The sequence below is a fragment of the Microbacterium sp. JC 701 genome, assembly GCF_021026215.1.
Classification (GTDB): domain Bacteria; phylum Actinomycetota; class Actinomycetes; order Actinomycetales; family Microbacteriaceae; genus Microbacterium; species Microbacterium algihabitans.
Genome location: NZ_JAJNCV010000003.1, coordinates 288,342 through 312,365 on the forward strand (window position 1 = coordinate 288,342; position 24,024 = coordinate 312,365).

The following is a 24,024-nucleotide window of genomic DNA, read 5'->3' on the forward strand; positions in this document are numbered from 1 at the left end:
GGGGCCGGTGCTCGTGGCCCCGGCCCCTCGGCATCCGGTGAGTCAGTCCAGGTACTTCGCGTACGCCGGCAGGGTGAGGAACGCGGGGAACTCCTCGCGCAGCGCCACCTCGCGGAACACCGCGGCGGCGTCGTCGAAGCGGTCGCCCTCGAACCGGGGAGCGTCGGCGAGCACCTCGGTCATCAGCTCCTCGACGAAGCCGCGGGTGATGGCGATGCCCTCGGCGGTGGAGTGATCCTGGTGGATCCACTGCCAGATCTGCGAGCGCGAGATCTCCGCGGTCGCGGCGTCTTCCATCAGGTCGTCGATCGCGACAGCGCCCAGGCCCCGCAGCCACGCCTCGATGTAGCGGATCGCCACCGAGACGTTGCCCCGCACCCCCGCCGTGGTCACCGGCAGGCCGATGCGCACGTCGAGCAGGTCGGCGGGGTCGACAGCCACCTCGTCGCGGGTGCGCCCGAGCTGGTTCGGCTCGTCGCCGAGCACCGCGTCGAACTCTGCGCGCGCCACCGGGATGAGGTCGGGGTGGGCCACCCACGTGCCGTCGAAGCCGTCGCCGGCCTCGCGCCGCTTGTCGGCGGCCACCTTCTTGAACGCCGCCTCGGTGACCTCGGGACGACGACGGTTGGGGATGAAGGCGCTCATGCCGCCGATCGCGTAGGCGCCGCGCTTGTGGCACGTCTGCACGAGCAGTTCGGTGTAGGCCCGCATGAACGGCACCGTCATCGTAACCTCGCTGCGGTCGGGGAGCACGAAGCGGGCGCCCCGGCCGCGGTAGGTCTTGATGATCGAGAAGATGTAGTCCCACCGCCCGGCGTTCAGGCCCGCGCAGTGGTCGCGCAGGGCGAAGAGGATCTCCTCCATCTCGAACGCCGCGGGCAACGTCTCGATCAGCACGGTCGCGCGGATCGTGCCGTGGTCCAGGCCCAGGCGTTTTTCGGTGAACGAGAACACGTCGTCCCAGAGGCGTGCCTCTTCGGCCGACTCGATCTTCGGCAGGTAGAAGTACGGTCCCCGGCCCGCCGCGATCAGGGCGTGCGCGTTGTGGAAGACGTACAGCCCGTAGTCGATGAGCGATCCGGATGCCGGCAGCTCGCGCCCCGCGCGATCGATGAAGCTCACGTGCTTCTCGGGCAGGTGCCAGCCGCGCGGGCGCATCACGATCGTGGGGGTGCGCTCGGCGGTGACCTCGTAGCGCTTGCCCTCGGGGCTCGTGAACGACAGCTGCCCGCGGATGGCGTCGAACAGCGACAGCTGCCCGCCGATGACGTTGCTCCAGGTGGGGCTCGTCGCGTCTTCCTGGTCGGCGAGCCACACCCGCGCGCTGGAGTTGAGCGCGTTGATCGTCATCTTCGGATCGGTGGGACCGGTGATCTCGACGCGGCGGTCTTCGAGCCCCGGGCCGGCTCCGGCCACGCGCCACGACGGGTCGTCGCGGATGTGCGCGGTGTCGGCGCGGAAGTGCGGGTCGTCGCCCGTGCCGATCTCGAACCGGCGGCGCAGGCGAGCGGCGAGGCGGTCGTGCCGACGCCGGGCGAAGCGGTCGTGCAGCTCGGTGACGAAGGCCAGGGCCGCAGGGGTGAGGATCTCGACGTCGCGCCCGTGCAGGGGCCGGTCGAGACGAAGGTGCGGGGCGGATGTCGAGGTGCTCGGCATCCGGTGCCCTTCGGCGTTCGTGCCGGTGGCGGTCGTCGAGGTCGGCGATGTCGCGGTGGTGGGCGGGGTTGAGGTCGTGGGCGGGGGAGAGGTGTCGATGAGGGTCATGGTCGTGGCTTTCTGTGGCGCGTCCGCTTCTCGGACCATGTCCCGAAAATGGCGGCCTGGGGGTGGCCCAGGCAGCCGAAAGTGGGACATGGTTTGCGAAAAGTGGGACGAGGGGTGGGTGGGGTGCCCGGCGGCGCGGGGTGCGCGCCGGGCCGGGCATCGGAGACCATGTCCCGAAAATGGCGGCCTGGGGGTGGCCCAGGCAGCCGAAAGTGGGACATGGTTTGCGAAAAGTGGGACGAGGGGTGGGTGGGAGCGGGCGAGGGCTCAGTGGAACTGCGCGGTCTCGGTGGAGCCGGCCAGGGCGAGCGTGGCGCTGTCGGGGTTGAGCGCTGTCGAGACGACGTCGAAGTAGCCGGTGCCCGCTTCGCGCTGGTGGCGCGTGGCGGTGTAGCCCTTCGCTTCGGCGGCGAACTCGGCCTCCTGCAGCTCGACGTACGCGCTCATGGCGCGCTCGGCGTACCCGCGAGCGAGGTCGAACATCGAGTGGTTCACGGCGTGGAAGCCGGCCAGCGTGATGAACTGGAAGGCGTAGCCGAGAGCGGCCAGGTCGGCCTGGAACGTGGCGATCTGCTCGTCGTCGAGGTGGCGCTTCCAGTTGAAGCTCGGCGAGCAGTTGTAGGCGAGCTTCTTGCCCGGGTAGCGGGCGTGGATCGCCTCGGCGAAGCGGCGCGCGAGCTCGATGTCGGGCTCGCCCGTCTCGACCCAGAGGAGGTCGGCGTAGGGAGCGAAGGCGAGGCCGCGGGCGATGACCGAGTCGAGGCCCGGGCGCACGCGGTAGAAGCCTTCGCTCGTGCGCTCGCCGGTGAGGAACTCCGCGTCGCGCGGGTCGACGTCGCTGGTCAGCAGGTCGGCGGCCAGGGCGTCGGTGCGGGCGATGATGACGGTCGGCACCCCCGCGACGTCGGCGGCCAGGCGCGCGGCGTTGAGGGTGCGGATGTGCTGCTGGATCGGCACGAGCACCTTGCCGCCGAGGTGGCCGCACTTCTTCTCGCTCGCGAGCTGGTCTTCCCAGTGGATGCCGGCGGCTCCGGCCGAAATCAGCGACTGGGCCAGTTCGTAGGCGTTGAGCGGACCGCCGAACCCGGCCTCGGCGTCGGCGACGATCGGGGCGAGCCAGTCCTGCGTGATCTCGCCCTCGGCGCGCTCGATCTGGTCCTGCCGCAGCAGCGCGTTGTTGATGCGACGCACCACCGCGGGCACGCTGTTGGCGGGGTAGAGGCTCTGGTCGGGGTAGGTCTGCCCCGCGAGGTTGCCGTCGGCGGCGACCTGCCACCCGCTCAGGTAGATGGCCTTCAGCCCCGCGCGCACCTGCTGCACGGCCTGCCCGCCGGTGTAGGCGCCGAGGGCGCGGACGTACTCCTCGGTGTGGATGAGGTTCCACAGGTTCTCGGCGCCGCGACGGGCGAGGGTGGACTCCTCGCGGACGCTGCCGCGAAGGCGCACGACGTCTTCCGCCGAGTACGTGCGCTCGATGCCGTCCCAGCGCGGGTCGTTCTCCCACGCGGCGCGGATCTCGTCGGCGGTCTCGGTCTGGTCGCCGGGGCGCAGGGGCTGCTGGGCGGGGGTGGCCTGGATCGTCATGAGCGTTCTCCTTCGGATGCCGGGGCTGCGGTGCCCCGTGGAGACCACTGTCGGCGAAGAACAACTCCCTCGGAGTGCATTTGTCGTGTGAAGATCGCGCGATCTTCTGTTCCGGTGAGAACATGACGTATGGACACCGGCGTCTCTGCTTCTTCGGCATCCCTCCCGTTCGACGATGACGAGGTGGACACCCTCACCATCGGCCGACGCATCCGTCAGCTGCGCACCGCGCGCGGCCTCACGCTCGACGAGCTGGCCGCGGCGGTCGGCCGTGCCCCGAGCCAGATGTCGATGATCGAGAACGGCCGGCGCGAGCCGAAGCTCACCCTGCTGCAGGCGATCGCGCGGGCGCTGGAGTGCAAGCTCGAGCAGATCCTCGACGCCGAGCCCCTCGACGCGCGCGCCGCGCTCGAGATCTCGGTCGAGCGCGCGATGCGCGGGCAGACCTTCCAGGCGCTCGGCATCGAGCCGTTCCGCGTCGGCCGGTCGGTGCCCGACGAGGTGCTCTCGGCGATGCTCGCGCTGCAGGGCGAGATCGAGCGCCTCCGCGAGGAGCGCTCCGCGACACCCGAAGAGGCGCGGCGGGCCAACGTGGCGCTGCGCCGGCTCATGCGCACGCAGGACAACCACTTCCCCGACCTCGAGCGCACGGCATCCGGGATCCTCACCGCGATCGAGCACCCCGGCGGTCCCCTCACCCAGCGCGGGGCGAGCGACATCGCCGCGCACCTCGGCTTCACGCTGCACTACGTGCCCGACCTGCCCTCGTCGACCCGGAGCATCGCCGACGTGAAGAACGGCCGGCTGTACCTGTCGACGAAGGTCGCGAAGGGCGACCCCCGCGCGGCGGTGCTGCAGGCGCTGTCGAGCCGCATGCTCGGCCACGGCGAGCCGACGAGCTACGACGAGTTCCTGCGCCAGCGCGTCGAGACGAACTACCTCACCGGGGCCCTGCTCATGCCCGAGGCGCACGTCGTGCCCGCCCTCCGTGAGGCGAAGGAGCGGCGCACGATCAGCATCGAAGACCTGCGCGACGCCTACTCGGTGTCGTACGAGACGGCCGCGCACCGCTTCACCAATCTGGCGACCGTGCACCTCGGCATCCCGGTGCACTTCTTGAAGGTGCACGAGTCGGGCACCATCACAAAGGCCTACGAGAACGACGACGTGAACTTCCCCACCGACCGCCTCGGGTCGATCGAGGGACAGATGTGCTGCCGGCGCTGGACGAGCCGCGTGGTCTTCGACGAGGACGACCGCTTCAACCCGTACTACCAGTACACCGACACCGGCAACGGAACCTACTGGTGCACCGCCCGCGTGGAGCAGTCCAGCGAGGGCGCGCACTCGGTGAGCGTGGGCGTGCGCTTCGACGACACGAAGTGGTTCCGGGGACGCGACACCCCCAACCGCGGGGTGTCGCGGCACGCCGTCGAGACGTGCTGCCGCCGTGCTCCGGCCTCGTTGGAGAACGCATGGCGCGGGCAGGCCTGGCCCAACGTGCGCACGCCCCGCACCCTGCTGGCGACCCTGCCGACCGGGGCGTTCCCCGGCGTGGACACGACCGAGATGTACGAGTTCCTCGAGGCGCACGCCCCGCGCGGGTGAGGGGACGGGGCCGTCGTGCGGAGGCCGGGTCCGGCGCCGGAGTGCGGACTCGGCGCCGTCGTGCGGGCGCCGACCAGCGCCGTCGTGCGGATGTCGGGTGTGACCTGCCGATTCCGGATGCCGCGAACTCGGCGTGTCGGCTCCCGCATCCGCGGGACGGCGGGCGGGGGTTGATCGAAAACCTGACACGTGTAAGGTATCTCCCACGTGAGCTCCGTCCCCCCGGAGCGCTTTCGATGAGGAGAGCCAGTCATGAAGCACACCCTCGCGGCATCCACCGCGATCGTCGGACTCGTCGTGGGCGGTCTCGCCGCGGCATCCCCCGCCTTCGCCGCCCCGCCCGGACAGCCCGGTCCGCCCCCGCACGCGGGGCCGCCTCCGCACGCGGGACCCCCGCCGCACGCGGGACCCCCGCCGCACGCGGGGCCGCCGGCGCACGCGGGGCCGCCTCCGCACGCCGGTCCCGAAGCCCGCGACCTCCAGCGCTACGCCGCGGACACCTGGGAGTCGATGGCGGCGATGGCCCACGCGAACACCGGCCTGCCCGACGACAACATCGGCGGAGCGCTCGAGGCCGCCACGGCATCCGGATACACCTCGCCGACCAACATCGGCGGCTACCTCTGGTCGACCGTCACCGCGCGCGACCTCGGGATCATCGACGCCGACGAGGCGCGCGAGCGACTGACCGCCACCGTGTCGACGCTCGAGACCATGGACCGCAACGACGGCAGTGGCATGTACTACAACTGGTACGCGCCCGACACCGGCGCGAAGCTCGAGATCTTCCCGACCTCGGGCGAGGTCATCCACCCGTTCCTCAGTACCGTCGACAACGGATGGTTGGCAGCGGCGCTGCGCATCGTGCGCGAGGCCGAGCCCACCCTCGCCGACCGCGCCGATGCGCTGTACCGCTCGATGGACTTCTCGGCCTTCTTCGACTCCGCCGGGGCCGCGAACCTCCCCGCGGGCACCAACCGCGGCGGCTTCTGGGAGGCCCCTCCCGGAGACGGCTGCGCCGTCGAGGCCCCCATGTACAACGGCAGCGGCGAGCAGGCGTTCTACACCTGCCACCACTACGACACGACCGTCAGCGAGAGCCGCATCGCGACCTACCTCGGCATCTCCGAGGGCTCGATCCCGGCATCCGGTCTCTACGGCACGCACCGCACGATGCCCGCGGGCTGCGACTGGGCCTGGCAGGAGCAACTGCCCACCGGCGAGACGCGCACCTACGACGGCGTCGACGTCTACGAGGGCGTCTACTCGTACGACGGCATGTCGTTCGTGCCGAGCTGGGGCGGCAGCATGTTCGAGGCCCTCATGCCCGACCTGCTCATTCCCGAGACCGAATGGGGTCCGACGTCGTGGGCGGTCAACCACCCGATCACGGTCGAGATCCAGAAGCGTCACGGTCTCGATGAGGCCGGCTACGGCTCGTGGGGCTTCTCGCCGGCGAGCAACCCGTTCGGAGGGTACGCCGAGTACGGCGTCGACATCGCCGGCATGCGCTCCGACGGATACACCTCGGATGCCGAGAAGACCGACGTCGACGTCGATCGCCCCGGCTGCAGCGAGGGCACCAACCCCGATCCGACCTTCGGCGATGGCGTCGTCACCCCGCACGCGTCGTTCCTGGCGCTGCCCTACGACCGCCAGGGCGTGCTGAAGAACCTGCGCGGCCTCGAGAAGATGGGCGCCTATGGGCCCGGTGGCTTCTACGACGCCGTCGCGGTCGGCAGTGGAACGATCGCCGAACGCTACCTGTCGCTCGACCAGTCGATGATCATGGCCGCGATCGGAAATGCCCTCACCGGCGACAGCCTGAAGGACTACATGGTCGATGACAGGATGGAGCAGAACCTCCGGCCCGCCATCGAACAGCAGGTCTTCGGATCGTCGTGGGGCACTTCGCGCCGCTGACGTCTCGATCGCTCGATGCCCGGTTCCCGTGGGGTGCCGGGCATCGTCGCGCCCGGGGGAGAGGATGCCGATGACCGACGCCACCGCACCGCGCGCTCGCCGCGGGAGCTACTCCAAGGGTCAGCAGACCCGGCAGCGGATCGTCGACGAGGCGGTCGTCGTCTTCGGGCGGTCGGGTGTGACGGCGGGGTCGCTGCGCGAGGTCGCGACGCGGGTCGGGCTGACCCCGGCCGGCGTGATGCACCACTTCTCGTCGAAGGAGGAACTGTTCGCCGAGGTGTTGCGGCAGCGCGACGAGCGCGTGCGAGCAGCGGCCGGAGACCCCCGCGAGCACACGCTCGTCGAGCAGATGCGCAAGGTCGTCGCCCACAACGCCACGACCCGCGGCCTGACCTCGCTGTACACGCTGGTGGTCGCCGAGGCGAGCGACCCGGGGCACCCCTCGCACGCGGCGTTCGCCGAGCGCTACCGCCGCAGCGCCGAGACCGCGGCCGACCTGCTGCGCGCCGGCCAGGCAGCGGGCGAGGTGCGCGCCGACGTCGATCCCGAGCGCGCGGCGCGCCTGTTGAGCGCGGTCATGGACGGCCTGCAGCAGCAGTGGCTCCTCGACGAATCGGTCGACATGTCGGCCCTGTTCTCCGAGTTCGTGCGGGGCTACCTCGAGCCGCGCGGCTGACGCCCTCGGGCCGCCGCGCTCGCGGCATCCGCCCGATTCGGTCCGCCGTCGTGCGGATTGGAGACGTGACACGCCGTGCGGGTGGGGTGGCCGGACGGCGTGTCGGGGGTGTGGTCCGCAGGACGGCGGGTGTGGGTGTGCCGGGGGTGGTTCGCCGTCGTGCGGATCCGAGACGTGACACGCCGTGTGGGTGGGGTGGCCGGACGGCGTGTCGGGGGTGTGGTCCGCAGGACGGCGGAAGGAATGACAGCGAAACCCGGGTGGGGCGGAGGCCTCAGCGCCGGTGGAGGCCTCTCGTCAGGAGGCCGAGGATGGCGGCCTCGACGGTCGGCCAGTCGTGAACCACGAGGGCGTAGTCGAAACGGAGGGTGACGAATCCCCACGCGGCGGCTCGAGCGTCGCGACGCAGATCCTTGTGGCGGTGGTCGGCTCCGCCGTGATTCTCGACCCCGTCCACCTCGATGATGAGGGCGTCTCCGACGAGGAGATCGACTCTGCCCACCGAGTAGACCGACACCTGTGTGCGCACGTCGAGGTTCAGATGGCGGAGCCGCCAACGCAGAAGCGACTCGAGTCCGCTCTCCGCGTCGTCACGGGCGAACTGCAGTGCACGCCGCGCGTCAGCCGACAGGCCTGAGGCGAGCCGGGGGATATCGGTTGCCGCAATCGCTCGCAGGTGCAACGCGGATTCGACGGCGACGAAGAACTCCTCGACACCGCGGCACAGCAGGATCTGGCGCAGGATGCGGATGACGCCGGGTGTCGCGAACCGGTCGGTTCGGTCCTGATCCCAGTGCTCGACGCACGCGCACGCCGCGTGGGCGAGTCCGTGACCGTCGTGGGTCAGTCCGACGTGCTGGTCGCCGGAGGGGGTGAGCACCCAGAGACCGAGGTGCCGCGCCGCTGTCACGCAGGCGAGTGCCCCTCCGTGCTGCGCCGCGGTCCGACGGGGCGTGCAGATGTCGGCATCCGCGTAGATCCCACGCCGGAGGCGCACCAGAGTTCCGGACGCCACCGCGCGGTCCACTCGGGCGCGCGACCATCCATCGCGGTAGAGGTCGAGACGCCGACGGATGCGGCTGCCAGCGGAACACATGCGGCCACTGTGTCGCGAGGCGGCGAGAGCGCGCGGGGTGGATGCCGCTGTCTGTGGACGAACTCCGAGGATCTTGTCCTGTGGATCAGCCGCACCTACGCGGCCCGTCCGGTGTCGATGTGGTCAGGGGATGTGGTCAGGGGATGCCGTCGTGCGGACCGCGGCGGAGACACGCCGTCCGAGGATCGCGCGATCCGGCGTGTCGGGGTTCTCGTCCGCAGGACGGCGCGCCCGCGACGTGCGAGTCGCCGGCGGGCGATGCCGCGGTCGGGCCCGACGGATGCCGCGGTCGGGCCCACCGGCTGACGCGGGCCGGATTGTCCGGGCGCCGCGGGCGCCTCGCCGTCCTGCGGATGCCGCGAGAGACACGCCGGGCGGGAGGGGCGGGCGCACGGCGCGTCGAGGCTCGCATCCGCAGGACGGCACGCGCGGAGGGTTCCGCGCACCCGCGGCGCGTCGAGGCTCGCATCCGCAGGACGGCACGCCCGGAGTGACCTCCGCACGCACAGCCGGGCGTCCACAGCCGCGGGACTCGCGCCTTGCGGTTATCCAGGTTATGCGCATAAACTGACCACGACGTGCAGAAGGCGACCGACGACGGTCGCCCAGGTTCGAGGAGGAACACGATGAAGATCACCCGATGGAGCGCCGTGGCCGTCGTCGCGGTCGCCGCGATCGCCTTGACGGGCTGCGGACGCGCCTCTGACACCGGTTCCGGTGCCGCTGAGGCCTCGACGATCGGCGACGCAAAGGCCGAGGGCACGCTCACGATGTGGGCGATGGGTGCTGAGGGCGAGGCCCTGCCCGAGTTCGTGAAGCAGTTCGAAGAAGCCAACCCCGGTGTGACCGTCGACGTCACTCCCGTGCCGTGGGATGCCGCGTACAGCAAGTTCCAGACGGCGATCGCGGGCGGCAACACCCCCGACCTCGCGATGGTCGGCTCGACGTGGATGGCCGACTTCGGCGACGCGCTCCAGACCGTTCCGACCGACCTGTCGACCGACGGCATCTTCCCCGGTGCGCTCGACTCGACCATGATCGACGACCGCGCGACCGGTGTTCCCTGGTACGTCGACACCCGCGTGTTGTACTACCGCACCGACATCGCCGCCCAGGCCGGCTGGAACCAGGCCCCCACCACGTGGGACGAGCTGAAGCAGATGGCCGCCGACATGCAGTCGAAGGGCGGCGCGCAATACGGCATGCGGCTCCCGGCGGGCAACGACTCTTTCCAGGGCAATCTCTGGATGCCGTGGTCGAACGGCGTCGCGCTCGAGAACGGGTCGGAGTGGACCTTGGACACCCCGGAGGCCGTCGAGGCCTACGAGTACTACCAGTCGTTCTACACCGACGGCGTCGCGAACCCCGCCGCCGATCGCTCGGCCGGCGCGCAGGAGGCGGACTTCGTGGCGGGCTCGACCCCGATGCTCATCGACGGACCGTTCCTGATCGGACAGCTCGAAGAACTGGGCGGCGAGGGCTTCAGCGACAAGTTCACCACCGCGGTCCTGCCCACGAAGGAGTCGTCGACCTCGTTCAGCGGCGGCGCGAACCTCGCGGTCTTCGACGATTCCGACAATGCGGCCACTGCGTGGAAGCTCGTGCAGTGGCTGACCGAGCCCGAAACGCAGGCGTCGTGGTACGCCGCGACCGGAGACCTGCCCGCCGTGCAGGACGCGTGGAAGGACGATGCGCTGGCGTCGTCGTCGACCCTCGCCGCCTTCGGCACGCAGCTCGAGACGGCCAAGTCGGTGCCCGCGACGACGACCTGGGTGCAGGTGGCCGCCGCCGGTGACGCCATGCTCGAGAAGATCCGTCTCGGTCAGCAGTCCCCGGCCGATGGTGTGAAGGAACTCCAGGCCACCGCCGACCAGCTGGGTCTGGGCTGAGATCATGACGCAGGCAGTCGTGGGTGCGACCGGGCGGGCTCCGGCCCCCGGTCGCGCCCGCGCCGGCGGGGTGTCGAACCGCCGCCGGCGCCAGGGATGGGTCGCGTGGGGCTTCGCCCTGCCGTTCGTCGCGGTCTTCGCGGTGTTCATGGTGGTGCCGATCGTCGGGTCCTTCGCCATGTCGTTCACCGACTTCCGTTCGCGGGACATCCGTTCGCCCTTCGCGGTGAACTTCGTCGGGCTCGAGCAGTACGCCGGCGTCCTCTCCGACCCCGTCTTCCTCACCTCCCTCGGGGTGACGGCGACGTTCGTGATCGTCGGCATCCCGGTGACGATGGCGCTCGCCCTGGCTCTTGCGCTCGCCCTGAACGCCAGCAAGGGCCGGATCGTCTCGGTGCTCCGCGTGGGCTTCTACGCCCCCGTCGTGACGAGCATCGTGGCCGTGGCCGTCGTCTGGCGCTACATCCTGCAGCCCGAGGGGCTTCTCAATTCAGCTCTGGCGATCATCGGCATCCAGGGGCCCGATTGGCTCAACGACACCTCGACGGCCTTGCCGTCGCTCATCGCGATGGCGGTGTGGCGAAACGTCGGCACGCTGATGGTGATCTTCCTCGCCGGGCTCCAGGCGATCCCCACCGACGTCAAGGAGGCCGCCCTGATGGACGGCGCCTCGTCGTGGCGGCGACTGACCTCGGTCACCCTCCCGCTGCTGCGTCCCACGCTGCTGCTGGGCGCGGTGCTCATCTCGGTCGGCTTCCTGCAGTTCTTCGAGGAGGCCTTCGTGATGACCCAGGGCGGTCCGCTCAATTCCACCCTCTCGGTGGCCTATTACACGTTCAAGCAGTTCGGCTTCGGGCAGTACGGCACGGCCTCCGCGGCCAGCTACCTGCTGTTCCTGGCCATCGCGCTGCTCAGCCTCGTGCAGTTCCGCCTGCTGCGCTCGCAGGACTGACGTCAGGAGCCGTCATGACCCTCACCACTCCCGCGGCTCCGGCCGCCGTCGTCGAGACGACCGAGGCGCCCCGTCGTCGACGTCGTCCGGCCGACCGGATGACCCCCGGTCGTCTGCTCACCTCCGTCGTCTTGGTGGTCGGCCTGCTCGTCTGGGTGCTGCCGTTCGCGTGGATGCTGCTGGGCTCGGTGAAGACCCAGCGCGAGATCCTGCAGCGCCCGCCGACCTGGTGGCCCCAGCAGTTCACCTGGGAGAACTTCGCCGCCTGGTTCGGGCAACTGAACTTCGGGCAGTTCTTCGGCAACAGCTTCCTCGTCGCGGTGCTGACGGTGGCGGGCAATCTCGTCTTCTGCTCGATGGTCGGCTACGCGCTCGCGAAAATGGACTTCCCGGGCAAGAAGGCGCTGTTCATCGTCGTGATGGTGACGCTGATGGTGCCGGGCGTGGTCACCTTCGTGCCGCTGTTCGTGATGGTGTCGTCGCTCGGTCTCGTCGACAGCTACGCGGCGCTGATCCTGCCGTTCGTGACGACGCCGCTGGGTGTCTTCCTCATGCGGCAATTCATGCTCGGCATCCCCGACCCGCTGCTCGAGGCCGCGCGCATCGACGGGGCGGGGGAGCTGCGCATCTTCGCCCGCATCGTGATGCCCCTCTGCGGCCCGCCGCTGGCGACCCTCGGCATCCTGACCTTCCTCGCTTCGTGGAACAACTTCCTCTGGCCGTTGGTGGCGGCCCAGACCGAGGCGAAGTACACCCTGCCCGTGGCGCTGTCGTTGTATTCGACGGGCCAGAACGCGACGGACTACGGCCTGCTGCTGGCGGGGTCGGTGCTGGTGATCGCGCCCATCATCCTGCTGTTCGTCTTCCTGCAGCGCTACTTCATCCAGGGCATCGCCTCGACCGGTCTCAAGTGACGCGAAGGCCACGCGCCCCGCACGAGACCCGAGCCCTCGAAAGGACCCCATGACCTCCCCCCGCTTCTCCACCGCCCCCGACGGGACGCGTTTCCGCGACCTGAACGGCAACGGCGTGATGGACCCCTATGAAGACCCGCGCCGGAGCGCCGACGAACGCACCGAAGATCTCGTGGGGCGTCTGAGCCTCGAAGAGAAGGTCGGTCTGATGTTCCAGACCGTCATCGAGGTCGGCGACGACGGCGAGGTGCTCGAGGCGCCGGGCAAGATCTCGAAGTCGCCCACGACCACGGTGGTCGTGCACAAGAACATGAACCACTTCAACGTGCACGCGATCCGCACGGCCCGTCAGGCGGCGACCTGGAACAACAACCTGCAGGCGCTGGCCGAGTCGACGCCGCACGGCATCCCGGTCACCATCAGCACCGACCCGCGGCACGCCTTCGTCGAGAACACGGGTGTCGCGTTCTCGGCGGGTCCCTTCTCGCAGTGGCCGGAGGGGCTGGGACTCGCCGCCCTCGACGACGTCGAGACGGTGCGCCGGTTCGCCGAGGTGGCGCGCCGGGAGTACGTCGCCGTGGGGATCCGGGCAGCCTTGCACCCGCAGATCGATCTGGCCACCGAGCCCCGGTGGGGGCGGCAGGCGCAGACCCTGGGGCAGGATGCCGCGCGCGTGACGGAGTTCACCGCGGCGTACCTGCGGGGGTTCCAGGGCGAGAAGCTGGGGCCCGACAGCGTCGCCTGCACGACCAAGCACTTCCCCGGCGGAGGGCCGCAGCAGGATGGTGAGGACGCGCACTTCCCCTACGGCCGCGAGCAGGTGTACCCGGGCGGGATGTTCGACTACCACCTCGAGCCGTTCCGCGAGGCGATCCGCCGCGGCACCGCCGCGATGATGCCGTACTACGGCATGCCGATCGGCCTCGAGGTCGACGGCGAAGCGATCGAGGAGGTCGGCTTCGGCTACAACCGGCAGATCGTGACGGGCCTGCTGCGCGAGCAGCTCGGCTACGACGGTGTCGTCGTCACCGACTGGGAGCTCGTCAACGACAACCACGTGGGCGATCAGGTGCTGCCTGCCCGCGCCTGGGGTGTCGAGCACCTCACCGCCGTCGAGCGTATGGAGAAGATCCTCGATGCCGGCTCCGACCAGTTCGGAGGGGAGGAGTGCGTCGAGATGCTCCTCGAGCTCGTCCGCGCGGGCCGGGTGTCCGAGCAGCGCATCGACGAATCGGTGCGCCGCCTGCTGCGCGTGAAGTTCGAGCTCGGCCTCTTCGACGACCCCTACGTCGACGTCGATGCCGCCGAGCGCATCGTCGGCAACCCGGAGTTCCGCGCTCTCGGCGAGGAGGCGCAGGCGCGCTCGCTGACGGTGCTCGTCAACGAGGAGCGCGACGGCCGCCCCGTTCTTCCGCTGCGCTCGGTCGGTGCCGTGTACGCCGAGGGGTTCCGGGCCGACGACGTGGCGGAACTGGGCGAGGTCGTCGCCGACCCGTTGCAGGCCGATCTGGCGATCGTGCGCATCGGGGCGCCGTTCGACCCGCGCGACGACCTGTTCCTCGAGGCGTGGTTCCACCAGGGCTCGCTCGAGTTCGCGCCCGGCCTGGTCTACCGCCTGAATCAGATCGCGGCATCCTGCCCGCTGGTCATCGTCGTGAACCTCGACCGCCCGGCGATCCTCACCCCGTTCGTGGGCCACGCGGCGGCGATCGTGGCCGACTACGGCAGCTCGGCGCGCGCCGTGCTCGATGCGCTGACCGGGCGCGTGCTGCCGCGCGGTCGCCTGCCTATCGAGATCCCCCGATCGATGGATGCCGTGCGTTCCTCCCGCGAGGATGTACCGTCGGACACCGGCGATCCCGTCTTCCCCGTGCACCATGGGCTGGAGCTCACGGACGCGCTGGTGACTGCGGGGCAGAGGGGGTAAAGCGGCCGATGGCGGAGGGACAGGCGACGCGTCGACCGACCGTGTACGACGTCGCGCAAGAGGCGAACGTCTCGATCGCGTCGGTGTCGTTCGCGTTCCGCCGACCCGACAAGCTCAGCGACGCGACGCGCGAACGCGTGCTCGATGCCGCGCGACGTCTCGGGTACGCCCCCAGTGCGGCCGCCCGCGGCCTCGCGCGCGGTCGCACGGGGACTCTCGGCCTGCACGCGTTCGACCTGTTGCTGGAGCGCCCTGATCCGCTCGCACGGCCGCTCAGCGGCTTGAAGTCGCCGCGGCTCGACACCGGGTCGCCCATCGGCTGGGACGACACCGACGACGAGGTGCTGAGCGACCCTCGAGCCTTCCCCCTGTACGTCGACGAGGTGCAGCGCGGCTTCGAGCTCGAGTGCTGGGCGCTTGGGCGGCCCGTGATGCTCAGCAGCGGGTCCGACACCGACGTGTCGGTCGCCGACACCGTGGGGCGCGTCGACGGGCTCGCCATCTTCCCGTCGCCGCAGACCGCTCCGACGCTCGCCCGGCACTCGCCGTCGATCCCCATCGTGCTGTTCAGCACGGCTCCCGCCGATGACGCGCATCACCGTGTGCGCGTCGACAATGCCGGCGGCATGCGCGCCCTCGTGTCGCATCTCATCGACGAGCATGCCGCGACCGATCTCGCGTTCGTGGGGCGGCCGGAGGCGGCCGACGTGGTCGAGCGTCACGACGCGATGCTCGCGGAACTGCAGGATCGCGGCATCCGGTCTCGCCCGGGCGTCGTGGATGCCACCGTCCGGGGCGCCGACGACCTCGTGCCGCAGGTGCGCGCGCTGATCGCGGCGGGGCGGATGCCGCAGGCCTTCGTCTGCGCGTCGGATCAGCACGCGTTCGCCTTGCTCGACGCCCTCGAGGCCGAGGGCTTGCGCGTGCCCGACGACGTGGTGGTCACCGGCTTCGACGGCACCCTCGGCTCGCGCCTGACGACTCCGGCCCTGACCACCGTGCGTCAGCCGATGGAGGCGATGGGGCGCGCGGCGGCCCGCATCCTCGCCGGAACCGCGGGTGCCGCTCCGTCCCGTGGCGCGTTCGACGTCGTCTTCGAGGCCAGGGTCGTGGTGCGCCGCAGCTGCGGGTGCTGAGCGGGCGCGGGGGCCGCGCCGTCGTGCGGATCCGGCGGGCGACGCGCGGGGCCAGGGGCACCGGCATCCGGCGTGTCGAACGTCCCGTCCGCACGACGGCGCCCGCGGCAGCGCGTGTCGGGTGTCCCGTCCGCGCGACGGCGCTCGCGGCAGCGCGTGTCGGGCGTCCCGTCCGCACGACGGCGCCCGCGGCCCGGCCTATTTCGCCAGCCGCAGTGCCGCCCACAGCTCGGCGCGCGCGCCGAACGACGACAGGTCGCGGTCGAGCACGCGCTCGGCCTGGGCGACGCGGGCGCGCACGGTGTGACGGTGGATGCCGAGGGCCTGAGCGGTCGCCTCGTGCGAGCAGTCGTGGGCGAGCCAGGCATCCAGGGTCTCGAGCAGCGCCGAGCCCTGCGCCTCGTCGTAGGTCCGCAGCGGAACCAGTGCGCCGGCGGCGACGGTGCGCGCGGCCTCGGAGCCGAGGGCGGCGAGAAGACCCGCCCGCGCGGTGTCGGCGAAGTCGGCGACGCCGGGCGTGGCCAGCCGGTCGCGCGCGGTGCGCGCCTGGGTCAGGGCGGCCGAGAACGCGTCGTAGCCGGTGGGTGCCGAGCACCCGACGACGATCTCGAACCGCTCGGCGACCTCGGCCAGCGTGTCGCGCGCGCCGGCGGGTACGACGATGACGAGGCCGTCGTCGCCGCGGCCGAAGAACACTTCGCCGCGGCGCTCCTGTGCGCGCAGCTCGAGCCACTCGGCGAGGGCGGTGGAGCGGGCGGATGCCGCGGGCGTCAGCGCCACCACGACCGGCGCGGTCGGCAGCGGGCCGAACAGGTCGCGGCCCGCGCGCCGGGCCAGCGCGGGATCGTCGGTCGCGAGCGACTGCACGAGCCCGGCCCGGAAGGTGCCGATGGCCCGGCCGAGGCCGTCCTGCTGCTCGAGGGCGAGGGCGGCCATCGCGACAACGGCGGTCACGACGCTGCGCGCCTCGTGGTCGAGGTCGTCGGCCGCGAGCGCGAGCACTCCGCGCAGGTGCCCGCCGCGGCCGAGGGTCTGCAGGCTCACCGAGGTGTCGTCCGGGCGCACGGTCGACGCGGCGCGCGTTCCCCGGCGGAGCATCGTGGTGACCTCGGCTCCGACGGCGTCGAGGACGGGGGAGGAGAGTCGCGCCGGAGGGTGCTCGGTGCTGAGCGTGCCGGCCGCGTCGAACAGGCCGACCCAGCAGTCCAGCTGCCGCGACAGTTCGGCGAGGGTCGCCGACAGGCCGTCGGGGCGGAGGGCCGCGAGCGAGACGGCGCGCTGGGCCGACAGCGACCAGCTGCGCCGCGCGTACGACTCCGCGGCGATGGCCTCGGCGCCGGCGCGGGCCACCGCGATGAAGGGGGTGCGGTAGGGCACCTCGAACAGCGGCATCCCGCCGGCCAGGCACGCCGCCGACAGTCCCGCCGGAATGCCCTCGCGCACGACCTCAGTGCCGAAGCCCAGTCCGCGCACCCCGCGCGCCAGCAGGCGTCCGACGTAGGAGTCGTAGTCGGTCGGGGCGGCGTCGGCGAACTGCGTGCCCGTGGTCAGCAGCACGAGCCCCTCGCTGAGGAACGGCGTCGGATCGGCGAGGTCGCTGGAGTGCACCCACCGCACGGCCCGGTCGATGCTGCCGGCGGGCAGCTCGGCTTCGTCGACGACCAGGCGCAGGTGCAGGTCGGTGCGGGCGAGCAGGGCGCGCAGGCTCGGCGGGGCGACGGCGCTGTCGGCCATGGATTCTCCTGTACGAGACGTATATGAGGGCGCTTGCGACTGTACAGGCAGGAGAGTGCGGGCTCCGTGGCGGCGTCCGTAGCATCGCCGCCATGAGCCTCGACACCCTTCCCCTCGTCGGCGGTCCGACCCTTCCGCAGGAGCGCCGCCTCGTCACCGCCATCCCCGGCCCGCGCTCGCAGGAGCTCCTCGAGCGCAAGGCCGCCGCCGTGGCATCCGGAGTCGGCCACACCGTGCCCATCCAGGCCGTCGCGGCCGGCGGGGGAGTCGTCGTCGACGCCGACGGCAACTCGCTCATCGACCTCGGCTCGGGCATCGCCGTCACCAGCGTCGGCAACGCCCACCCCGCGGTCGTGAAGGCCGTGCAGGAGCAGGTGGCCGCGTTCACTCACACGTGCTTCATGATCTCGCCCTACGACTCGTACGTGTCCGTCGCCGAGGCGCTGAACCGCCTCACCCCCGGCGACCACGCGAAGAAGAGCGCGCTGTTCAACTCGGGCGCCGAGGCGGTCGAGAACGCCGTCAAGATCGCCCGCAAGTTCACCGGTCGTCAGGCGGTCGTCGCCTTCGACCACGCGTACCACGGCCGCACCAACCTCACGATGGCGCTGACGGCGAAGAACATGCCGTACAAGAGCGGCTTCGGCCCCTTCGCCGCCGAGGTCTACCGCGCTCCGCTGTCGTACCCGTTCCGTGACGGGCTCTCGGGACCGGATGCCGCGGCCAAGGCCATCTCGCTCATCGAGAAGCAGGTCGGCGCCGAGAACCTCGCCGCGGTCATCATCGAGCCCATCCAGGGCGAGGGCGGGTTCATCGTCCCCGCCGACGGCTTCCTCAACGCGATCGTCGACTGGTGCCGCGACAACGGCGTGGTCTTCATCGCCGACGAGGTGCAGTCGGGCTTCGCCCGCACCGGCGCAATGTTCGCCAGCGAGCACTTCGGCATCGTCCCCGACCTCGTCACCACGGCCAAGGGCATCGCCGGCGGTCTGCCGCTGGCGGCGGTCACGGGCCGCGCCGAGATCATGGACGCCACGCACACCGGCGGCCTCGGCGGCACCTACGGCGGAAACCCCATCGCCTGCGCCGCCGCCCTGGCCTCGATCGACGCCTTCGAGAACGAAGGGTTCGTCGGGCGCGCCCGCGAGATCGGCGAGCTGCTGCTCGGTCGCCTCCGCGAGATGCAGCAGAGCGATCCGCGCATCGGCGACGTGCGCGGCCACGGCGCGATGATCGCCGCCGAGTTCGTCGACCCCGCCACCGGCGCCCCCGACGCCGCGCTCACCTCAGCCGTGGCCAAGGCCGCGATCGCCGAAGGCGTGATCGTGCTCACCTGCGGCACCTACGGCAACGTCATCCGTTTCCTGCCCCCGCTGTCGATCGGCGACGACCTGCTCGCCGAGGGCCTCGACGTCGTCGCCGCGGCCCTCGCGCGCAGCTGACAGGCGTCCCGACGGCGGCGGAAGACCCGAGAGCCCGCCGCCGTCGGGGCCACACTTTCCGACTTCGAACGACAAACCTAAGGACGCTTTCATGGACGAGATCACCCGAGACGTGGTCGTCATCGGAGCCGGCGCCGCCGGCCTGACCGCCGCCAACGACCTGCGCACGGCCGGACTGTCGGTCGTCGTGCTCGAGGCGCGCGACCGCGTCGGCGGGCGCCTGTGGACCGACGTGGTCGACGGCGCGATGCTCGAGCTCGGCGGCCAGTGGGTCTCGCCCGACCAGACGGCGCTCATCGACACCGTCGCCGACCTCGGGCTCGAGACCTACAGCCGCTACCGCGAGGGCGACAGCGTCTACGTCGGCCCCGACGGCGAATCCAAGCGCTTCACGGGCGAGATGTTCCCCGTCGCGCCCGAGACCGAGAGGGCGATCGACGACATCACCGCGCGTCTCGATCAGATGGTCGCCGAGATCGACCCCGACAAGCCGTGGGCGCACCCGAACGCCGCCGAGTGGGACAAGATCTCGTGGGACGCCTGGCTGCGCGAGCAGACCGACGACGACGAGGCCGTGCGCAACCTCGCCTTCGCGACCGGCTCGGCGATGCTCACCAAGCCCACGCACACCTTCTCGCTGCTGCAGTCGCTGCTCATGGCGGCATCCGCCGGCTCGTACTCGAACCTCGTCGACGCCGACTTCATCCTCGACAAGCGTGTCGCCGGCGGCCTCCAGCAGGTTCCCGAACTGCTCGCCGAGCGCCTCGGCGACGACGTGATCCTCAACCAGCCCGTGCGCCGCATCGTCTGGGGTGCCGCATCGGCGACCCCCGCGAGCCCCGCCGACGCGGCCACGGGGCAGCGCGTCGACGACCTGCGTGCGCTGACCGCCCGCGTCGATGCGGCGAAGTCCTCGTCCGACGGGGTCACGGTGATCGCCGACGGCGTCACGGTGCGCGCCCGCTTCGCCGTGCTGGCGCTCGCGCCCGTGCTCTACTCGCGCATCTCGTTCGAGCCCCCGCTGCCGCGCGTGCAGCACCAGATGCACCAGCACATCTCGATGGGCTTCGTCATCAAGGTGCACGCCGTCTACGAGACGCCGTTCTGGCGTGACAAGGGCCTGTCGGGCACCGCCTTCAGCCCGTACGAGCTCGTGCACGAGGCCTACGACAACACCAACCACGGCGACGAGCGCGGCACCCTGGTCGGCTTCGTGTCCGACCAGAACGCCGACGACGTCTTCCGTCTCAGCGCCGAGGAGCGCCGCGAGCGCATCCTCGAGTCGCTGTCGCACTACTACGGCCCCGAGGCGAAGAACCCCGTCGTCTACTACGAGAGCGACTGGGGCACCGAGGAGTGGACGCGCGGCGCCTACGCCGCGAGCTTCGACATGGGCGGTCTGCACCGCTACGGCGCCGACCTGCGCGAGCCCGTCGGCGCGATCCACCTCGCCTGCAGCGACATGGCCGGCGCGGGCTACCAGCACGTCGACGGAGCGATCCGTCAGGGCCACCGCGCCGCCGACGAGATCCTCGAGCGGACGCGCGGATGAGCGGCGACCGCGTCGTCGTCGGCTACACGGCGACCGACGCGGGCGCCGACGCCCTCGCCCTCGGGGCGCGACTGGGAGCCGCGCTCGACACGTCCGTCCACGTCGTGGTCGTGCTGCCCTCGGCCGAGAACAACGTCTCGATCCCGACGGATGCCGGCTACGAGCGTCTCGTGCAGGACACCGCCCGCGGCTGGCTGCGCGAGGCGCTGGCGCCGTATCCCGGCATCCGGGGGCACGTGCGTTTCGCGTCGTCCGTCTCCGACGGCCTGGTCTCGGCGGCGGAGGAGTTCGGGGCGGCCGTCATCGTCGTCGGCACCGGCGGGGGAGGGCCGCGCGGCCGGCACCGCCTCGGCACGACCGCCGAAGAGCTCGTGCACTCCGCTCCCGTCCCCGTCGCCCTCGCTCCCGAGGGTGCACGCGACGTCGATCCCGTTGTGGGTCTCCCGCGCATCACCGCCGCGATCGGCACCCGCCCCGGAGCCGACGTGCTGCTCGACACCGCGGCATCCGTCTCCCGTCGGGCGAACGCTCCGCTGCGACTCCTCTCGCTCGCGGGGGTCGACCTGCCGGGGCGCGTCGACGCGTCGCTGACCCGGTTGACCGGTCAGGCGCACGCCGAGAGCGTGCTCGAGTCGGTCCGCACGGCCCTCCCCGCCGAGATCGAGGCCGAGGCCGTCGTCGGCGCAGGCTCCGACATCGAAGACGCGGTGTCGCGCATCGACTGGATGCCGGGCGAGATCGCCCTCGTGGGCTCCAGCCGGCTGGCCCAGCCGCGCCGGCTGTTCCTCGGCTCCACCGCAGGGCGGATCCTCCGCGCCCTGCCCGTTCCCATGATCGTGGTGCCCCGCACCTCGGAGACCTCCTCATGACCACTTCTCGCAACGAGGCGAGCCCCGCACCCGACAGCGCCGTCACCACCGGCATCTCCAACAAGGGACTCCGGGTCGGCTCGATCGGCATGGTCGGCGCCGTCGTCATCGGCATCTCGACCATCGCCCCCGCCTACACCCTCACCGGGGCCCTCGGTCCGACGGTCTCGGCCGTCGGGTTCCAGGTGCCCGCGATCATCCTCGTCGGGTTCATCCCGATGCTGCTGGTGGCCCTCGGCTATCGCGAATTGAATTCCCGGCTGCCGGATGCCGGCACCTCGTTCACCTGGGCGGCCCGCGCCTTCGGGCCCTGGGTCGGCTGGATGGCCGGGTGGGGTCTGATCGCTGCGACCGTGATCGTGCTGTCGAACCTCGCCGGCATCGCGGTGGACTTCCTGTTCCTTCTGCTCGCGCAGATCAGCGGCAACGCCGAGATCGCCGAGCTCACGCGGGTCGTGCCGATCAACATCGCGGTGTGCCTGCTGTTCATGCTGCTGGCCACGATCGTGTCGTACCGCGACCTGCAGACCACCCAGCGTCTGCAGTACGGCCTCGTCGGCTTCCAGATCCTCGTGCTGCTGGTGTTCGCCGGGGCGGCGGTCGTCGAGATGACGAACGGCAACGCCTTCGACGCGAGCCCCGTGCAGCTGTCGTGGTTCAACCCGTTCGAGGTCGACTCGTTCAGCGCGTTCGCCGCCGGGCTCTCGCTGTCGATCTTCATCTTCTGGGGGTGGGACGTCATCCTCACGATGAACGAGGAGACGAAGGATCCCGACAAGACCCCCGGTCGCGCGGCCACCGTCACGGTGTTCCTGATCGTGGCGCTGTACCTCTTCATCGCCGTCGCGCTGCTGATGTTCGCCGGCAACGGCACGGGCGAACTGGGACTGGGTAACGAAGACATCCAGGAGAACGTCTTCTTCCACCTCTCGGGACCGATCCTCGGCCCCCTCGCCTTCCTCGTCTCGCTCGCCGTGCTCACCAGCTCCGCGTCGTCGCTGCAGGCGACCTTCGTCGGACCCGCCCGCACGCTGCTCGCGATGGCGCACTACGACGCCCTGCCGGCGAAGTTCGCGAAGGTCAGCCCGCGCTTCTTCACGCCCGGCTACGCCACCATCGTGTCGGCCATCGTGGCATCCGTGTTCTACGCCGTCATGCGCGTGCTCAGCGAGAACGTGCTCACCGACACCATCACGGCCCTCGGCGCGATGATCTGCTTCTACTACGGCCTCACGGCCTTCGCGTGCGTCTGGTACTTCCGCAAGCAGTGGTTCGACTCGGTGCGCAACGTGCTGCTGACGCTGCTCGCCCCGCTCGTGGGCGGAGTGATCCTCGCGGTGCTCTTCGTCACCACGCTGATCGACAGCGCGAGCCCCGATTACGGCTCGGGCTCCGAGATCGGGGGAGTGGGCCTGGTCTTCGTCATCACGGTGGTCATCATCGTGGTGGGGATCGTCCTCATGATCGCCCAGCGCGTGAAGAGCCCCGGCTTCTTCCGCGGTGAGACCCTGGGACGCGAGGCGCCCGCCAGCGCCCGCCGTCGCCGCACGACCTGACAACGAAACGAAAAGGAGCACCATGAGCGACTACGCCGTCGTCAATCCCGCCACCGGCGAGACCCTCGCCGAGTACGACACGCTGAGCGACTCCGGGGTCGAAGAGGCCATCGCCTCCGCCCACGAGGGCTACCGCGTGTGGGCGGCGACCGCCCCGGCCGAGCGCGCCACGGCCATCCGCCGCGTCGCCGAGCTGCACCGCGAGCGCCGCGACGAGCTCGCGGCCATCATCGTGCGCGAGATGGGCAAGCCCCTCGAGGCCGCCCTGGGCGAGGTCGACTTCGCGGCCGACATCACCGAGTACTACGCCGACAACGTCGACAAGATCACCGGCGACACCCCGCTCGACATCCTGGCCGAGGGCACCGCCGTGATCCGCCGCTCCCCGCTGGGCGTGCTGCTGGGCATCATGCCGTGGAACTTCCCGTACTACCAGGTCGCCCGTTTCGCGGCGCCGAACCTGGCGGTGGGCAACACGATCCTCCTCAAGCACGCGCCGCAGTGCCCCGAGTCGGCCGAGGCGCTTGAGGCGATCTACCGCGACGCCGGGCTCCCCGAGGGTGCCTACGTCAACATCCGCGCCACCAACGACCAGGCGGCGACCATCATCGCCGATCGTCGCGTGCAGGGCGTCTCGGTCACCGGCTCGGAGCGCGCGGGTGCCGCGGTCGCCGAGATCGCCGGCCGCAACCTGAAGAAGGTCGCGCTCGAGCTCGGCGGGTCCGACCCGTTCATCCTGCTGTCCACCGACGACCTCGACGCCGCGGTGCAGGCGGCCGTCGACGCGCGCCTCGACAACAACGGACAGTCGTGCAACGCGGCCAAGCGCTTCATCGTCGCCGACGACCTGTACGAGGGCTTCCTGTCGAAGTTCACCGCCGCCCTCGGCGAGGCCAAGGTGGGCGACCCGTTCGCCGACGACACGGTGCTCGGGCCCCTCTCGTCGCTGACCGCGGCCGAGCGGCTCGACGAGCAGGTGCAGCGCGCGCAGGCGCAGGGCGCCACCGTCGAGGTCGGCGGAAAGCGCGACGGGGCGTTCTACCCCGGCACCGTCCTCACCGGGGTGACCAAGGACATGGACGCCTACGGCGAGGAGTTCTTCGGCCCCGTGGGCGTGGTCTACCGGGTCTCGGGTGAAGACGAGGCGGTGGCCCTGGCCAACGACACGGGATACGGCCTGGGCTCGTACGTGTTCACCACGGATGCCGAGCAGGCGCAGCGCATCGCCGACAAGATCGAGGCCGGCATGGTCTACGTCAACCTCGTGCTCGCCGACTCGCCGGAGCTGCCCTTCGGCGGCGTCAAGCGCAGCGGCACCTCGCGAGAGATGGGCCTGCTGGCGGCCGACGAGTTCGTCAACAAGAAGCTCATCCGCTCGGCGTGACCCCCCACCGCACCCCTC

At 71.0% G+C, this 24,024-nt stretch carries 17 protein-coding genes; 13 read left to right on the forward strand and 4 right to left on the reverse strand.

What is annotated here, in order from left to right:
- Nucleotides 1-42: 42 nt before the first annotated feature.
- Nucleotides 43-1,656 carry a malate synthase A gene (gene aceB / locus LPW41_RS13235; RefSeq protein ID WP_230705188.1) on the reverse strand — a complete coding sequence of 538 codons (1,614 nt, stop codon included), beginning with the start codon at nucleotides 1,654-1,656 and terminating at the stop codon, nucleotides 43-45.
- A gap of 375 nt (nucleotides 1,657-2,031) precedes the next feature.
- On the reverse strand, nucleotides 2,032-3,348 hold the full coding sequence (aceA, locus tag LPW41_RS13240) for an isocitrate lyase (RefSeq protein WP_230705083.1): 1,317 nt from the start codon (nucleotides 3,346-3,348) through the stop codon (nucleotides 2,032-2,034).
- A 129-nt stretch (nucleotides 3,349-3,477) separates the two neighbouring features.
- On the opposite strand from aceA, the gene LPW41_RS13245 reads away from it, so the two are divergent.
- The 3 genes from LPW41_RS13245 to LPW41_RS13255 all read left to right on the forward strand — a co-directional run bounded on the left by LPW41_RS13245 (nucleotide 3,478) and on the right by LPW41_RS13255 (nucleotide 7,555).
- Nucleotides 3,478-4,956: an XRE family transcriptional regulator gene (locus LPW41_RS13245; RefSeq protein WP_230705084.1), complete on the forward strand. Its 1,479-nt coding sequence runs from the start codon at nucleotides 3,478-3,480 to the stop codon at nucleotides 4,954-4,956.
- 252 nt (nucleotides 4,957-5,208) lie between these two features.
- On the forward strand, nucleotides 5,209-6,879 hold the full coding sequence (locus LPW41_RS13250) for a glucoamylase family protein (protein ID WP_230705085.1): 1,671 nt from the start codon (nucleotides 5,209-5,211) through the stop codon (nucleotides 6,877-6,879).
- A 70-nt stretch (nucleotides 6,880-6,949) separates the two neighbouring features.
- Complete coding sequence (locus LPW41_RS13255; RefSeq protein ID WP_154097353.1) at nucleotides 6,950-7,555, forward strand: TetR/AcrR family transcriptional regulator; 606 nt, start codon at nucleotides 6,950-6,952, stop codon at nucleotides 7,553-7,555.
- Between the two features lie 274 nt (nucleotides 7,556-7,829).
- On the opposite strand, the gene LPW41_RS13260 is transcribed toward LPW41_RS13255, so the two are convergent.
- Entirely contained in the window at nucleotides 7,830-8,651 is an 822-nt protein-coding gene (locus tag LPW41_RS13260) for a type IV toxin-antitoxin system AbiEi family antitoxin domain-containing protein (protein WP_144832726.1), read from the reverse strand.
- Between the two features lie 626 nt (nucleotides 8,652-9,277).
- Between LPW41_RS13260 and LPW41_RS13265 the strand changes: the two genes are divergently transcribed.
- The 5 genes from LPW41_RS13265 to LPW41_RS13285 are packed head-to-tail and all read left to right on the forward strand — an operon-like array spanning nucleotide 9,278 to nucleotide 15,469.
- A complete protein-coding gene (locus tag LPW41_RS13265; RefSeq protein WP_230705086.1) occupies nucleotides 9,278-10,540 on the forward strand; it encodes an extracellular solute-binding protein in 1,263 nt (420 codons plus the stop codon).
- A gap of 4 nt (nucleotides 10,541-10,544) precedes the next feature.
- Nucleotides 10,545-11,492, forward strand: a complete 948-nt coding sequence (locus LPW41_RS13270; RefSeq protein WP_230705087.1) for a carbohydrate ABC transporter permease — start codon at nucleotides 10,545-10,547, stop codon at nucleotides 11,490-11,492.
- A gap of 14 nt (nucleotides 11,493-11,506) precedes the next feature.
- A complete protein-coding gene (locus LPW41_RS13275; protein WP_186325492.1) occupies nucleotides 11,507-12,406 on the forward strand; it encodes a carbohydrate ABC transporter permease in 900 nt (299 codons plus the stop codon).
- Nucleotides 12,407-12,455: 49 nt separating this feature from the next.
- Entirely contained in the window at nucleotides 12,456-14,333 is a 1,878-nt protein-coding gene (locus LPW41_RS13280; protein ID WP_230705088.1) for a glycoside hydrolase family 3 protein, read from the forward strand.
- Nucleotides 14,334-14,341: 8 nt separating this feature from the next.
- Complete coding sequence (locus LPW41_RS13285) at nucleotides 14,342-15,469, forward strand: LacI family DNA-binding transcriptional regulator (RefSeq protein WP_230705089.1); 1,128 nt, start codon at nucleotides 14,342-14,344, stop codon at nucleotides 15,467-15,469.
- A gap of 198 nt (nucleotides 15,470-15,667) precedes the next feature.
- On the opposite strand, the gene LPW41_RS13290 is transcribed toward LPW41_RS13285, so the two are convergent.
- Nucleotides 15,668-17,203 carry a PucR family transcriptional regulator gene (locus LPW41_RS13290; RefSeq protein WP_230705090.1) on the reverse strand — a complete coding sequence of 512 codons (1,536 nt, stop codon included), beginning with the start codon at nucleotides 17,201-17,203 and terminating at the stop codon, nucleotides 15,668-15,670.
- 92 nt (nucleotides 17,204-17,295) lie between these two features.
- Here LPW41_RS13290 and gabT point away from each other — a divergent pair, with 92 nt between their 5' ends.
- The 5 genes from gabT (at nucleotide 17,296) to LPW41_RS13315 (ending at nucleotide 24,006) form a co-directional block, all read left to right on the forward strand.
- Nucleotides 17,296-18,645 (forward strand): 4-aminobutyrate--2-oxoglutarate transaminase, encoded by a 1,350-nt coding sequence (gene gabT / locus LPW41_RS13295; protein WP_186325493.1) that lies wholly within the window; start codon nucleotides 17,296-17,298, stop codon nucleotides 18,643-18,645.
- A gap of 91 nt (nucleotides 18,646-18,736) precedes the next feature.
- Nucleotides 18,737-20,197 (forward strand): NAD(P)/FAD-dependent oxidoreductase, encoded by a 1,461-nt coding sequence (locus LPW41_RS13300; RefSeq protein WP_154097357.1) that lies wholly within the window; start codon nucleotides 18,737-18,739, stop codon nucleotides 20,195-20,197.
- Nucleotides 20,194-21,066 carry a universal stress protein gene (locus LPW41_RS13305; protein WP_154097358.1) on the forward strand — a complete coding sequence of 291 codons (873 nt, stop codon included), beginning with the start codon at nucleotides 20,194-20,196 and terminating at the stop codon, nucleotides 21,064-21,066. Before LPW41_RS13300 ends, LPW41_RS13305 begins: the two co-directional genes overlap by 4 nt.
- Complete coding sequence (locus tag LPW41_RS13310; RefSeq protein WP_230705091.1) at nucleotides 21,063-22,622, forward strand: APC family permease; 1,560 nt, start codon at nucleotides 21,063-21,065, stop codon at nucleotides 22,620-22,622. The genes LPW41_RS13305 and LPW41_RS13310 overlap by 4 nt, the downstream gene beginning before the upstream one ends.
- 22 nt (nucleotides 22,623-22,644) lie before the next feature.
- Nucleotides 22,645-24,006 (forward strand): NAD-dependent succinate-semialdehyde dehydrogenase, encoded by a 1,362-nt coding sequence (locus LPW41_RS13315; RefSeq protein WP_230705092.1) that lies wholly within the window; start codon nucleotides 22,645-22,647, stop codon nucleotides 24,004-24,006.
- Nucleotides 24,007-24,024: the final 18 nt, after the last annotated feature.

Coding starts and splice junctions, on each gene's coding strand:
- LPW41_RS13315 (WP_230705092.1), top strand. CDS start 22,645: ATGAGCGACTACGCCGTCGTCAATCCCGCCACCGGCGAGACCCTCGCC.
- gabT (WP_186325493.1), top strand. CDS start 17,296: ATGAGCCTCGACACCCTTCCCCTCGTCGGCGGTCCGACCCTTCCGCAG.
- LPW41_RS13305 (WP_154097358.1), top strand. CDS start 20,194: ATGAGCGGCGACCGCGTCGTCGTCGGCTACACGGCGACCGACGCGGGC.
- LPW41_RS13260 (WP_144832726.1), bottom strand. CDS start 8,651: ATGTGTTCCGCTGGCAGCCGCATCCGTCGGCGTCTCGACCTCTACCGC.
- LPW41_RS13280 (WP_230705088.1), top strand. CDS start 12,456: ATGACCTCCCCCCGCTTCTCCACCGCCCCCGACGGGACGCGTTTCCGC.
- aceB (WP_230705188.1), bottom strand. CDS start 1,656: ATGCCGAGCACCTCGACATCCGCCCCGCACCTTCGTCTCGACCGGCCC.
- LPW41_RS13245 (WP_230705084.1), top strand. CDS start 3,478: ATGGACACCGGCGTCTCTGCTTCTTCGGCATCCCTCCCGTTCGACGAT.
- LPW41_RS13290 (WP_230705090.1), bottom strand. CDS start 17,203: ATGGCCGACAGCGCCGTCGCCCCGCCGAGCCTGCGCGCCCTGCTCGCC.
- LPW41_RS13250 (WP_230705085.1), top strand. CDS start 5,209: ATGAAGCACACCCTCGCGGCATCCACCGCGATCGTCGGACTCGTCGTG.
- LPW41_RS13255 (WP_154097353.1), top strand. CDS start 6,950: ATGACCGACGCCACCGCACCGCGCGCTCGCCGCGGGAGCTACTCCAAG.
- LPW41_RS13285 (WP_230705089.1), top strand. CDS start 14,342: ATGGCGGAGGGACAGGCGACGCGTCGACCGACCGTGTACGACGTCGCG.
- LPW41_RS13300 (WP_154097357.1), top strand. CDS start 18,737: ATGGACGAGATCACCCGAGACGTGGTCGTCATCGGAGCCGGCGCCGCC.
- LPW41_RS13270 (WP_230705087.1), top strand. CDS start 10,545: ATGACGCAGGCAGTCGTGGGTGCGACCGGGCGGGCTCCGGCCCCCGGT.
- LPW41_RS13310 (WP_230705091.1), top strand. CDS start 21,063: ATGACCACTTCTCGCAACGAGGCGAGCCCCGCACCCGACAGCGCCGTC.
- LPW41_RS13265 (WP_230705086.1), top strand. CDS start 9,278: ATGAAGATCACCCGATGGAGCGCCGTGGCCGTCGTCGCGGTCGCCGCG.
- LPW41_RS13275 (WP_186325492.1), top strand. CDS start 11,507: ATGACCCTCACCACTCCCGCGGCTCCGGCCGCCGTCGTCGAGACGACC.
- aceA (WP_230705083.1), bottom strand. CDS start 3,348: ATGACGATCCAGGCCACCCCCGCCCAGCAGCCCCTGCGCCCCGGCGAC.